12 protein-coding genes and 1 pseudogene are annotated in these 12,543 nt (G+C 67.6%); 6 read left to right on the plus strand and 7 right to left on the minus strand.

The features are described from left to right. Positions 1–210: 210 nt before the first annotated feature. The 6 genes from P5703_RS17545 to P5703_RS17570 all read right to left on the minus strand — a co-directional run bounded on the left by P5703_RS17545 (position 211) and on the right by P5703_RS17570 (position 6,233). The gene (locus P5703_RS17545; protein ID WP_285588483.1) at positions 211–2,412 is read right to left on the minus strand and encodes a xanthine dehydrogenase family protein molybdopterin-binding subunit; all 2,202 of its coding nucleotides are present in this window, start codon (positions 2,410–2,412) and stop codon (positions 211–213) included. After that, positions 2,409–3,395, minus strand: a complete 987-nt coding sequence (locus P5703_RS17550) for an FAD binding domain-containing protein (RefSeq protein WP_011912115.1) — start codon at positions 3,393–3,395, stop codon at positions 2,409–2,411. The genes P5703_RS17545 and P5703_RS17550 overlap by 4 nt, the downstream gene beginning before the upstream one ends. After that, positions 3,392–3,904: a (2Fe-2S)-binding protein gene (locus P5703_RS17555; RefSeq protein WP_013981825.1), complete on the minus strand. Its 513-nt coding sequence runs from the start codon at positions 3,902–3,904 to the stop codon at positions 3,392–3,394. Before P5703_RS17555 ends, P5703_RS17550 begins: the two co-directional genes overlap by 4 nt. Positions 3,905–4,028: 124 nt before the next feature. Then, positions 4,029–4,619 carry a nucleotidyltransferase family protein gene (locus P5703_RS17560; RefSeq protein ID WP_285590210.1) on the minus strand — a complete coding sequence of 197 codons (591 nt, stop codon included), beginning with the start codon at positions 4,617–4,619 and terminating at the stop codon, positions 4,029–4,031. 7 nt (positions 4,620–4,626) lie between these two features. Further along, positions 4,627–5,601 carry an XdhC family protein gene (locus P5703_RS17565; protein WP_011912112.1) on the minus strand — a complete coding sequence of 325 codons (975 nt, stop codon included), beginning with the start codon at positions 5,599–5,601 and terminating at the stop codon, positions 4,627–4,629. Between the two features lie 68 nt (positions 5,602–5,669). Then, entirely contained in the window at positions 5,670–6,233 is a 564-nt protein-coding gene (locus P5703_RS17570; RefSeq protein ID WP_017245379.1) for a DJ-1 family glyoxalase III, read from the minus strand. A gap of 130 nt (positions 6,234–6,363) precedes the next feature. Here P5703_RS17570 and P5703_RS17575 point away from each other — a divergent pair, with 130 nt between their 5' ends. From P5703_RS17575 to P5703_RS17585, 4 genes and pseudogenes are all read left to right on the plus strand, one after another. Continuing rightward, positions 6,364–7,659, plus strand: a complete 1,296-nt coding sequence (locus P5703_RS17575; RefSeq protein ID WP_045631818.1) for an NCS2 family permease — start codon at positions 6,364–6,366, stop codon at positions 7,657–7,659. Positions 7,660–7,777: 118 nt separating this feature from the next. Further along, positions 7,778–8,866, plus strand: a complete 1,089-nt coding sequence (gene trmA, locus P5703_RS17580) for a tRNA (uridine(54)-C5)-methyltransferase TrmA (RefSeq protein WP_045631817.1) — start codon at positions 7,778–7,780, stop codon at positions 8,864–8,866. Between the two features lie 72 nt (positions 8,867–8,938). Next, a pseudogene (locus tag P5703_RS23965) lies at positions 8,939–9,115 on the plus strand (MBL fold metallo-hydrolase); the annotation flags it as partial. 103 nt (positions 9,116–9,218) lie between these two features. Continuing rightward, positions 9,219–9,791 (plus strand): rhodanese-like domain-containing protein, encoded by a 573-nt coding sequence (locus P5703_RS17585; protein ID WP_236450855.1) that lies wholly within the window; start codon positions 9,219–9,221, stop codon positions 9,789–9,791. A gap of 98 nt (positions 9,792–9,889) precedes the next feature. Here P5703_RS17585 and P5703_RS17590 read toward each other — a convergent pair whose 3' ends face one another. Next, a complete protein-coding gene (locus P5703_RS17590) occupies positions 9,890–11,446 on the minus strand; it encodes a 2Fe-2S iron-sulfur cluster-binding protein (protein ID WP_045631816.1) in 1,557 nt (518 codons plus the stop codon). Between the two features lie 142 nt (positions 11,447–11,588). Between P5703_RS17590 and P5703_RS17595 the strand changes: the two genes are divergently transcribed. Further along, a complete protein-coding gene (locus P5703_RS17595) occupies positions 11,589–11,993 on the plus strand; it encodes a DUF1924 domain-containing protein (protein WP_045631815.1) in 405 nt (134 codons plus the stop codon). A 10-nt stretch (positions 11,994–12,003) separates the two neighbouring features. Beyond that, positions 12,004–12,528 (plus strand): diheme cytochrome c, encoded by a 525-nt coding sequence (locus P5703_RS17600; protein WP_045631814.1) that lies wholly within the window; start codon positions 12,004–12,006, stop codon positions 12,526–12,528. The last annotated feature ends 15 nt before the right edge of the window (positions 12,529–12,543 follow it).

Genomic DNA, 12,543 nt, shown 5'->3' on the forward strand with positions numbered 1-12,543 from the left:
CCGGAGCAACGCCGGAGGGAGGGAAGTTTTGCGAAGCAAAACCCGGATGCCGGGTGGCCTTCTTTTTGGTTACTTTTTCTTGGCCAGACAAGAAAAAGTAACTCGCCCAGCAGGGCGAAAACCAAGCCGTCAGGCAACTCGTTATCCTCGTGACGACCCAGCAACCTTTTGCCGCACCGGCGGGCCGAAGCCCACCCAGCGCGCCGGCGACTACAGCAGTTTATCCAGGGTAATCGGCAGGTCCCTTACCCGCCTGCCGGTCGCGTTGTAGATCGCATTGGCCACCGCCGCCGCCACACCGACGATACCGATCTCCCCTACTCCCTTCGACCCGAGCTCGTTGACCACCTCGTCGTGTTCCTCGACGAAGATCACCTCGACCTCCGGAATGTCCGCGTTCACCGGGATGTGGTACTCGGCGAGGTTGTGGTTCATGTAGCGGCCGAGCCGGTGGTCGATCAGCGTCTCCTCGTGCAGCGCCTGGCCGATGCCCCAGACCACGCCGCCGACGATCTGGTTGCCGGCCGTCTTCGGGTTGACGATTCGTCCGGCGGCGATCGCACTGACCACGCGGCTGACCTTGATGGTGCCAAGGTCCTCGTCGACGCGCACTTCGACGAACACCGCCGAATGGGTCGCGGTCGCCCAGGCGTCGCGCTTCTCGTCGGGCTTGACGCTGGCTTCGGCGTCCAGCGCCCCACTGACCTGGACGATGTCGCGCAGCGCCACGGCATGCTCGCCGGTTTTCAGCCGCAGCTCGCCATCGACGAACTCCACCGTCTCCAGATTCGCCCCGGTAAAGGGAGAAGCCGGCGACTGCTGCACGGCATCCAGCAGCTTCTGCCGCAGGCCGGCGCAGGCGCGCTGCACCGCACTACCGACCGAGGACACGGTGGCCGACCCGCCTTCCAGCGGCGCCTGCGGCAGGCTGGAGTCGCCGAGACGGAATTCCACTTCGCTCATCGGCAGGCCCATGGCGTCGGCGGCGATCTGGGTCATCGCGGTGTAGGTGCCGGTGCCGATGTCGGCGGTGGCGCTGGTTACCAGCAGCCTTCCGTCCGCGTCGAGACAGGCGCGAGCGGAGGCAGGCATCTGCATCGCCTCCCAGACACCGGTGGCCATGCCCATGCCGACCAGTTGATGGCCGTCGCGCAGACTGCGTGGCTGCGCCGGGCGCCGCGACCAGCCGAAACGCTCGGCACCCTGCTGGTAGCAGGCACGCAGTTCCTTGCTGGAATAGCGCTTGCCCTCGTTGCCGTTGGTCTCGGTGTAGTTGCGCAAGCGCAGCTCCAGCGGATCGATACCGACTTCATAAGCCAGCTCGTCCATCGCGCACTCCAGCGCATAGACGCCAATGGTCGCCCCCGGGGCGCGCATGTCCAGCGGGGTATAGACGTCCAGCGGCGCCAGACGGTAGCCGAGGCGCACGTTGTCGCAGGCGTAGAGCATGCCGGACCACTCCACCTCGTGTTCGGTGAAGTCCTCGAAGCGCGAGGTCTGGCCGATGGCCCTGTGCTCGATGGCCTGCAGCCGCCCGTCACCATCGGCCGCCAGCTTGAGCTGCTGGACGGTGCGTGGGCGATAGCCGAAGGTGAACATCTGCTGGCGGGTCAGCTCGACGCGCACCGAAGCCTTGAGCTTGAGCGCGGCCATCACCGCCAGCGGCAGCTGGTACTGCGGGCGCAGGCCGGAGCCGAAGGCACCGCCGACGAAGGGCGACAGCACGCGGATCTTGCCCTCCATGTCGAACACCTGCTCCAGGTAGCGCTGGCAGTTCTGCACGCCCTGGGTCTTGTCGTGGATCAGCAGCTCCCCGCCCGGCTGGTACTGGACGATGGAAGCATGCGGCTCCATGGGGTTGTGGTGTTCCACCGGGGTCTCGTACTCACGGTCGATGCGATTTGCCGCCGCCGCGAACGCCGAGTCGAAATCACCGCGCGGCTCGGGCAGCTCGGCAGGCGCATCGTGGGCCTGGTCGCGCACGGCCTGCAGATCGGTCTGGTGCGCCTCGACTTCGTATTCGACTCGCACCAGGCTCGCCGCATGGCGCGCCAGGGCCTGGGTCTCGGCCACCACCAGCGCCAGAGGCTGGCCGCTGTAGAGCACGCGGTCGTTGTACAGCGGGCGGAACGGCGAGCCTTCGGCGGCATCGTCGTCCTCGTAGGGCTTGTCGTAGCTGGCCACCGGCGGTCGGTTCTGATGGGTCAGCACCAGGCGCACGCCGGGCAATGCCTCGGCCGCGGCGGCATTGATGCGCGTGACTCGGCCACGGGCGATGCTGCTCGAGACCACCGCGCCGTAGAGCAGCCCCGGCACCTCGGCTTCGGCGGCATAGCAGGCCTTGCCGGTGACCTTGAGCGGGCCGTCGACGCGGTCCAGCGGCTTGCCGAGTGGAGAGTTGGCGCTGTTCATCGGACGGTTCCTCCGGCGGCTTCGGTGAGCGCGCGCACGATAGCGCGATGGGCCAGGTCGATCTTGAAGGCATTGTCGGCAAGCGGTTGCGCACCTTGCAGCAGGCGATCGGCCGCCGCAGCGAACCTCGCCGGCTCGGCGCGCTGACCACTGAGCAGGTCTTCGGCTTCCTCCAGGCGCCAGGGTTTGTGGGCCACGCCGCCCAGGGCGATGCGTGCGCGACGGATGACGTCGCCATCGACCTCCAGCGCGGCGGCAACGGAGACCAGCGCGAAAGCGTAGGACGCGCGGTCACGCACCTTGAGGTAGGCGCAGTGGCTGGCGAAGCCCTCCACCGGCAGTTCGACGGCGGTGATCAGCTCGCCCTCGGTGAGCACGTTGTCCAGCTGCGGCTGGTCGCCGGGCAGGCGGTGAAAGTCCACCAGGTCGACGCGCCGCTGGCCATGTGGCCCTTCGATGTGCACCCGCGCGTCCAGGGCCGCCAGCGCGACGCACATGTCCGAGGGATGCACGGCGACGCACGCCTCGCTGGCACCGAGGATGGCGTGGATGCGGTTGCGCCCGTCGCGTGCGCCGCAGCCGGACCCCGGCTCGCGCTTGTTGCACGGGGTAGCGGTGTCATAGAAGTAGTAGCAGCGGGTGCGCTGCAGCAGATTACCGCCGGTGCTGGCCATGTTGCGCAGCTGCGGCGATGCCCCGGCAAGAATGGCCTTGCTCAGCAGCGGGTAGCGCTGCTCGATCTGCGGGTGCCAGGCCAGGTCGGCGTTGCTCACCAGCGCACCGATGCGCAGGCCACCCTCGGCGGTCTGCTCGATCTCGCGCAGCGGCAGGCCGTTGATGTCGATGAGCTGGCCCGGATGCAGCACGTTTTCCTTCATCAGGTCGAGCAGGTTGGTGCCACCGGCGATATAGCGGCAGTCCGGCCCGTGCAGGGCGATGGCCTGGTCGATACGTTCGGGGCGCTGGTAGCTGAACGGCGTCATTGCGCACCCTCCTGGCCACGTAGCACCGGCAGTGCCTCCTCGATGGCGGCGAGGATGTTCGGATAGGCGCCGCAGCGGCAGAGGTTGCCGCTCATGTGTTCGCGGATCTCGTCGCGGCTACTGGCGCGGTGCTCGGCCGCGAGCCCGGCCGCCGAGCAGATCTGCCCCGGCGTGCAATAACCACACTGGAAGGCATCGTGCTTGACGAAGGCGGCCTGCAGCGGGTGCAGCGCCTCGGTGCTGGCCAGGCCCTCGATGGTGGTCAGACGCGCGCCGTCGTGCATCACCGCCAGGGTCAGGCAACTGTTGATGCGCCGCCCGTCGAGCAGCACCGTGCAGGCGCCGCACTGGCCGTGATCGCAGCCTTTCTTGGTGCCGGTCAGGCCGAGCTGGTCGCGCAGCAGGTCGAGCAAGGTGGTCCAGGGTTGCACCTGGAGCTCACGGCGTTCGCCGTTCAGCTCCAGGCTGATGGTGCAGGTCTGGCCTGCAGCTGAAGAATGTTCGCTCATGGCAGCCTCACGGTTTGGGCATTGGTGTGCGCTGTCCGTGCGTCTTGGGGTACGACTGGCGTGGCGCCGAAATCGTTCAGCTCCCTGAGCAGGGGCCGGAGCATCGCCGTGCAGGCTTATCGGATCAGCACCGCCGGCGATCGTCCGGGTGGTCGATGTCCTGCAACACGCCGGGGTCGTCCACCTCCAGCTGCTGCACGGCATGCCGGGCGAACAGCGCCTGGGCACCGCGATCGCCATCGAGCTGCAGCAACAGTTCGCGATAAGCGCCACCAATCCCGCGCGGATGGCCGGGCCGCCCCTGATGGACAGGCACCACCAGATTGTCGTGGTCGATCGCCGCGACGATGGCCCGCAGGGTCGCTGGCTGGACATAGGGCATGTCGCCCAGCGCCACCAGCCAGCCGCGGGCCGCCGGTGCATGGGCGACCGCCTGGGCCAGGCTATGACCGAGGCCACGGGTCTCCACCAGCAGCCGCTCGCAGTCCCCGGCATGGGCGGCAAGCCAGTCGTGCAGCGGACCATTGTCGGCGCGGGTCACCACCAGCAGCCGCTCGGCGACGCCGCGCAGGTTCGCCAGCGTGGCGGCGAGCACCGGCGGCACCGGCGCATCGCTGAGGCTCGGCGCCAGCAGCTTGTCCGCACCACTGGCCGCGCGGTAACGGCTGCCCTGCCCGGCGGCGAGCACGATGGCGCAGACACCGGCACCAGGCACCCTGCGCTCAGGCACAGCGCTGCTGCGCCGACAGGCTCGGCGCCAGGGCGCCATTCTTCAGCGCCACCACCTCGGCCATCAGCGACAGGGCAATTTCCGCCGGCGTGCGGCTGCCGATGGGCAGCCCGATGGGGCCGTGCAGGCGCTGCACCTGGCGCTCGCCAAGACCCAGCGAGAGCAGGCGCGCCTTGCGCTTCTCGCTATTGACCCGCGAGCCCAGGGCGCCGACGTAGAAGGCTTCGGACTGCAGCGCGGTGAGCAGCGCCATGTCGTCCAGCCGCGGGTCGTGGGTCAGCGCGACGATGGCGGTGTGCGCATCCGGCTCGATGGCCAGCACGGCGTCGTCCGGCATGCCGGGCACGAAGCGCACGGCGGCCGGATTCCAGTCGTGGGCATAGCCTTCGCGTGGGTCACAGATCAGCACCTCGAAGCCGAGGCCGTGAGCCAGGTCGGCGACATAGCGCGACAGCTGCCCGGCGCCGATCATCAGCAGGCGCCAGGCGGGGCCAAATGGGGCGCGCAGGGTATGCCCGTCGAACTGCAGCACAGCCTCACGCCCGGCGGGCTGCAGGACGACCGCGCCGCTGGCCATGTCCAGCCGGCGCAGCAGCCGCTCGTGTGCGGCACAGCGAGACAGCAGCTCGTCGATCCAGCCGGCATCGCGCAATGGCTCCTGTAGCAGGCGCAGGGTGCCACCGCAGGGCAGGCCGAAACGCGCGGATTCTTCCTTGCTCACGCCATAGGTGATCAGCTGGCAGGTCGACGGTGGCTCATCGGCCATGACCCGGGCGAGCAGGTCGTCCTCGACGCAGCCACCGGACACCGAGCCCTCGACACGGCCGTCGCCGCGCAGCGCCAGCAGCGAGCCCACCGGGCGCGGCGCGCTGCCCCAGGTTTCGATCACCGTGTAGAGCACCACCGCGTGACCGTCACGCAACCAGTCGCGGGCACGCCGCAGCACTGCCAGATCGACACTGTCCATCGTTCTCCTCGAATTCACTGTTTGCACCGGCTGGCCGGCATGCAAGCAGTGACCGATGGGCTGCGTGGTTAGTTCGTCGCCGGCACCAGCATGGCGTCGGCCACCTCGCGCCGCTTGCCCCGTCCGGCCAGGCGCTCCACCAGGGTCAGGGCGAATTCCAGGGCGGTCGCTGGGCCCTGGCTGGTGATGCAGTTGCCGTCCACCACCACCGGCTGGTCGAGGAAATGCGTGCCGGTGAGGTTGTCGCTCATGCCTGGGTAGCAGGTCACCTGGCGGCCCTTGAGCACGCCGTAGGGGTGCAGCGCCACCGCCGGCGCGGCGCAGATCGCCGCGTAGTCCAGTCCGGCGCGGGCCTGCTGGCGTACGCGCTCGGCCAGTGGCTCCAGCTCGCCGAGGGTCTTCGCGCCGGGCATGCCGCCGGGCAGCACGATGAGGTCGAAGTCCTGCGCCAGCACGTCGAGCAGCATGGTGTCGGCGGTGATCCGTGTGCCGCGCGCACAGGTCAGCATGCGCCGTTCCTCGACGCTGGCCACCACCACATCGAACTCGGCACGGCGCAGCACGTCGATCAGGGTGACGGCCTCCAGGTCTTCGGAACCGTCGGCGATCGGAATCAGGACACGTTTGCTCATGGCGTTCACCTGCTCAATGGAAATTCAACCGCGCTGCCGGCCGGTGTAAGATGCCCGGCTTTTGCGACGACAGGCCAGCCGCCCGCCAGAGGCGACGGCCCCACACTTAACCGGCACAAGAGGATCGACCATGCTGGAAAAGCTGTTTCAACTCAAGGCGCACAACACCACGCTGCGCACCGAGATCCTGGCCGGCATCACCACCTTCCTGACGATGGCCTACATCCTCTTCGTCAACCCGAGCATCCTCGCCGAGACCGGCATGGACCACGGCGCGGTGTTCGTCGCCACCTGCCTGGCGGCAGCCATCGGCTCGGCGATCATGGGCCTGGTCGCCAACTACCCGATCGCGCTGGCACCGGGCATGGGCCTGAACGCCTTCTTCACCTACACCGTGGTGCTGACCATGGGTTACACCTGGCAGACCGCGCTGGGTGCGGTGTTCCTTTCCGGCCTGATCTTCTTCGGGCTGTCGATCTTCAAGATCCGTGAATGGATCATCCACAGCATTCCGCTGGCCCTGCGCGCCGGCATTGCCGCCGGTATCGGCCTGTTCCTGGCGATCATCGCTCTTCAGAAGTCAGGGATCGTTGTTTCCCACCCAGCTACGATGCTAACGCTTGGAGACGTGAGCGCCGGCGGCCCGTTGCTGGCATGCCTTGGCTTTTTCATCATTGTTGCGCTCGCCTATCTCCGGGTGACCGGTGCAGTGATGATTGGAATCATCTTAGTAACCGTGCTATCGATCGCGCTGGGTCTATCGAAGCTCGATGGCGTGGTGTCGATGCCGCCGTCGCTGGCGCCGACCTTCATGCAGCTGGACATCATGGGCGCGCTGGATATCGGCCTGATTAGCGTGATCTTCGCCTTCCTCTTCGTCGACCTGTTCGACACGTCCGGCACCCTGATCGGCGTGGCGCAGAAAGCCGAGCTGCTGGACAAAGACGGCAAGATGCCGCGCCTGGGCCGCGCCCTGCTCGCCGACAGCACCGCCACCATGGCCGGCGCGGCGCTGGGTACCTCGACCACCACCAGCTACATCGAATCCGCCGCCGGTACCGCTGCCGGTGGCCGCACCGGCCTGACCGCCTGCGTGGTCGCCCTGCTGTTCCTGCTCAGCCTGTTCTTCGCCCCGCTGGCCGGCGCCGTGCCGGCCTATGCCACCGCCCCGGCGCTGCTGTTCGTCGCCGTGCTGATGATGAGCAGCCTGGCCGGCATCGACTGGGACGACCTCACCGTCGCCGCGCCGGTGGCCATCGCCGCGCTGGCCATGCCGCTGACCTTCTCCATCGCCAACGGCATTGCCTTCGGCTTCATCGCCTGGACCGCCATCAAGCTGCTGGCCGGCCGCTGGCGCGAGCTGAGCCCGGCGATGTGGGTACTCTCGGCACTGTTCGTGGTCAAGCTGGGCTGGTTCGCCGGCTGACGCTCCGTAGGGTGGATGGCGCTTTTCATCCACCTTTCACCCGGCGACGGTGGATGGATGAAGCGCCAGCTGCGCACCCCGATCCACCCTACGATTACCTACCTTTCCAAGAGTCTTCATGAGCGCTCCGCAATTCGACCCCGCCACCTACGCCGCCCAACTCGCCGAAAAAGCCGCCCGGCTGGAGGAGCTGCTGGCACCGTTCGATGCACCGGCAGCGGAGGTCTTCGACTCGCCCCGCGAGCATTACCGCCTGCGTGCCGAGTTCCGCCTGTGGCGCGAAGACGGCCAGCGCCATTACGCGATGTTCGAGCAGGGCGACAAGCACAAGGCGATCCTGATCGACGACTTCCCTATCGCCAGCCGCCGCATCAACGAGCTGATGCCGCAACTGAAGGCCGCCTGGCAGGCGTCGGAAGTGCTCAGCTTCAAGCTGTTCCAGGTCGAATTTCTCACCACCCTGAGCGGCGATGCGCTGATCACCCTCGCCTACCACCGCCCATTGGACGAGGCCTGGCAGGCCGAAGCCGAGCAGCTTGCCGCCGACCTCGGCGTCAGCCTGGTCGGCCGTTCCAAGGGCAAGCGCATCGTCATCGGCCGCGATTACGTGGAAGAACAGCTGGTGGTCGCCGGCCGCCGCTTCCGCTACCGCCAGCCGGAAGGCGCCTTCACCCAGCCCAACGGCGAGGTCTGCCAGAAGATGCTGAACTGGGCCTTCGAAGCGCTCGGCGAACGCGATGACGACCTGCTGGAGCTGTACTGCGGCAACGGCAACTTCACCCTGCCGCTGGCCACCCGCGTGCGCCGCGTGCTGGCCACCGAGATCAGCAAGACCTCGGTCAACGCCGCGCTGGCCAACATCGAAGACAACGGCATCGACAACATCGAGCTGGTGCGGCTCTCCGCCGAGGAGCTGACGCAGGCACTGAACGAGGTGCGCCCGTTCCGCCGCCTGGCCGGGATCGACCTGAAGAGCTACGACTTCGGCAGCGTCTTCGTCGACCCGCCACGCGCCGGCATGGACCCGGACACCTGCGAACTGACCCGTCGCTTCGAGCGCATCCTCTACATCTCCTGCAATCCGGAGACCCTGGCGCAGAACATCGCCCAGCTCGCCGACACCCATCGCATCGAGCGCTGCGCGCTGTTCGACCAGTTCCCCTACACCCACCACGTGGAAGCCGGGGTGCTGCTGGTTCGCAGGTGATCGGCGAGTGAACGTCGGCAACCCGTCGACGTTCCACATCCGTAACCATTCAGCCGTTACGGAGGTGCAACCATGCTGGTGTTCGAGCCGATCTATACCGACGGTCTGGCACAGATTTCCTACCTGGTGGGCGACAGCGAGGCCGCGGTCGCCGCGGTGATCGACCCACGCCGCGACGCCGATGTCTACCTCGACCTGGCCCGTGAGAAGGGCCTGCGCATCGCCTACACCATCGAAACCCACATCCATGCCGACTTCGTCTCCGGCGCCCAGGCGCTGGCCGAACGCAGTGGTGCCGAGATCATCGGTGGCTGCTCGCCGGACTACGGGTTCGAGCTGCGCCAGGCTGCCGATGGCGAGGTGCTGGAGCTCGGCCAGGTCAGCCGTACCCGGCGCGCTGAACATCGCCCTGCAGAACGAATTCGTCAGCTGGGCCGGCTGGATGCTCGACGACCAGCGGCCGATCTACCTGATCGGCGAAGACAGCCAGCAGGTTCAGCAGGCCACGCTGCAGCTCTACCGCATCGGGCTGGATCGTGTGGAAGGCTACCTACGCAACGGCATGACCGACTGGCAGAACGCCGGCCTGCCGCTGGCGCGCGTCGAACAGTGGACGGTGCACGAACTGGAAGCACGCCGCGACGATCCGCAGGTGCAGGTGCTCGACGTACGCTCCCCCGAGGAAGTCGCGCAGGGCCGTGTGCCTGGTGCCGAGCACGCCTTCGTCGCCCACCTGCCCGACGGGTTGGGGCAGCTGGACCGCAGCAGGACCGTGGCGACCTACTGCGGCAGCGGCTACCGCGCATCGATCGCCGCGAGCATCCTCAAGCGCGAAGGCTTCCGCGACGTGGTGAATATTCCCGGCTCCTGGATGGCCTGGCAGCGGCATGATCTGCCGGTGAAGAAAAGCCGCTCCGACGGATAAGGCGACGTCCTCCAGGCGTTCCCACTGCATAGCTCGGGCACGCTGATTCACGCTAGGCCGGTTTCGCGCAGTAGCCGGCCGCCCTCCTTCCGCGGCCGTCAGTACTCCACCGCCAGCCGCGCGCTGGTCGGCACCGCCTGGCAGGCGAGCGCCCAGCCCTGGCGGACCTGCTGGTCGCTGAGCACCTGGTTGCTGCGCATGCTCACGCTGCCCTCCACCACCCGGCAGCGGCAGGCCGCACAGACACCGGAGCGGCAGGCGCTGGGCGGCTGCAGCCCGGCCTGCTCCATGGCGTCCAGCAGCACCTCGCCTTGCGGCACATCCAGCGCATGCCGGCGGCCGTCCAGTGCCACCTGCAGGCGGCTGCGCAGCGGCTGGCGCGGTTCGCCGAGCGGCACTGCGGGAACGGGCGCATCGAATCGCTCGACATGAATGGAGTCGCTCTTCACGCCAAGCTCGGCCAGCGCCGCCGAAGCACCATCCATGAACGGCTGCGGCCCGCAGACGAACGCCTCGCCCTGCGGCCAGTCGGCGATCTTCGCGGCGATCGCCGGCCCACTGGGCACGCCCTGCTCGGCATCCAGCCAGATACGCAGCTGCAGGCGCTCGGGATGGCGTGCTGCAAGATCGGCCAGCTCCTCGGCGAAGATCAGCGAGGCGGCATCGCGGCTGGCATAGAACAGGAACACGCGCCCGCGGCCGCGCTCGAGCGCCGCCTCGAGGATTGCACGCAGCGGTGTGATACCGCTGCCGGCGCCCAGCAACAGCAGGTCGCCGTCCAGATCATCCGGCACCAGGCGGCCGGCTGGCGGCAACAGCTCGATACGCTGCCCCACTTGCAGGTTATCCAGCAGCCAGTTCGAAGCTCGCCCGCCGGGTACGCGGCGCACGGTGATGCGCAGCACGCCGTCGCTGCCGAGCGGTTTCGACAGCGAATAGCAGCGCAGCAACGGCCGCTCGGCGCAGGGCACGCGCAGGGTGACGAACTGCCCCGGCTGCGCGGCGAAACGCTCGCGTAGTTCCGCCGGCACTTGCAGGCTGAACGAGCCGGTATCGGCCGTCTCGGCCCGGCGCGAGATCACCGTCAGCGCGGCGAATACCGGCGTTTCGGAAACCGCGACCGACACCGGCGCGGCCGGTTCGGCCGGCTGGCGCGGGCCGCGCAGCATCGCCCAGGCGGCAGTGCGACGGAACAGCAAGACATAGCCGATATGCAGCGCGACCAGGGTCAGCGCCAGATTAGCAAAGAACTCGTGCAACTCCTCGGCATCGTCCAGCCAGCCGACGAAATCGAGGTCGCTGGCAGCACCGAACAGGTCCGGGCCAACACCCGGCAGCGCCGCCAGTACATCGCCGTTGTCCACCATGCCCAGGCCGAGCAGGCTGGCCAGGGCAAGGCTGAGCAGCGTGCCAAAGGTCAGCCAACTACCGAACGTGGTCAGGCTCGGTTTGCGCGGCTGCTGCCTGGCTGGCAGCAGCCGCGGAAAACCGCGCGGACGCAGTGGCGCAATCAGCAGGCGCAGCACCAACAGGGCGACCAGGCCGTAGCCCAGCCAGACGTGCAGCAGCTCGGCATCGTCGCCACTGAGGTAGACGGCGACGAAGAATCCGGCGAGCAGCCAGTGAAACAGGCGAAAACGCTTGAAGGCAGCCACGATGGCAATCCTCTGGATAGGAAGTGCCACTTTTGTAAACCCACCAGCTGAAGCGAAGCTGAATGCCATCGAACTGCCATATTCAGCTTCGCGTAAGGCATCAGGCCTAGGCTGCGCTCATCCCCCCTTTGGAGAGCATCTCATGAAAGCCCACTGGATCGTCCTGGCCTGCTGCCTGAGCCTACCGGCGCTGGCCGAAACCGAGCACCCGCTGCTGGCTGGCTACGCCGCCCAGGCCCGTCAGAAGGACCCGGCCTTCGCCGGCTTTTCCGCCGAGCGCGGCGAGGCGCTGTACGTCGCCGAGGAGCAGCGCAACGGCAAGACCATGAGCTGCACTACCTGCCATACCGCCGACCCGCGCCAAGCGGGCAAGACACCCGCACACCGCAAGGTCGACCCGCTAGCACCCGTGGCCAACCCCGAGCGCTTCACCAACCTGAAGAAGGTCGAGAAGTGGTTCCGTCGCAACTGCGACGACGTCTTCGCCCGCGAATGCACCGCCCAGGAAAAGGGCGACTTCATCACCTGGATCACTGGCTTGAAGTAGGAGTACGGCCATGAAACCCATCGTTGCGCTATCTACCGTCGCCGGCCTGACCCTGGCACTGACCCTGGCCGGTTTCAGCTTGGCCGATGACGATCACCACGAACGCAAGGGCTACAAACGGCCCAAGCGCCTGTCGATACCGAGCGACGCGCCGCTGGTGTGGAAAGAAGAATGCGCTGCCTGCCACATGCTCTATTCCCCGGGCTTGCTGCCTGCCGATGCCTGGCGCGAGCAGATGCGCACTCTGAGTGATCACTACGGCAGCAACGCCTCGCTGGACCCAGCGCAGGAAAAGGAAATCCTCGACTTTCTGGTCCGCGCCTCGGCCGCCAACCGCCTGCCGGTGGAGCCATCGCCGACCACTGGCGAGCCGCCGCGCATCAGCCAGACGCGATGGTTCGAACGCAAGCACGACGAAGTCAGCAATGCCAAGTTCGCCCGCGAATCGGTCGGTGGCCGCTTCAACTGCGTGGCCTGCCACCGCGATGCCGAGCGTGGAGACTTCGACGATGACCGGGTGAAGATTCCGCGCTGAGCGACGGCCCGTGCG

Origin of the sequence: Stutzerimonas sp. FeSN7 (assembly GCF_030263795.1) — a bacterium.
GTDB classification, from domain to species: domain Bacteria; phylum Pseudomonadota; class Gammaproteobacteria; order Pseudomonadales; family Pseudomonadaceae; genus Stutzerimonas; species Stutzerimonas stutzeri.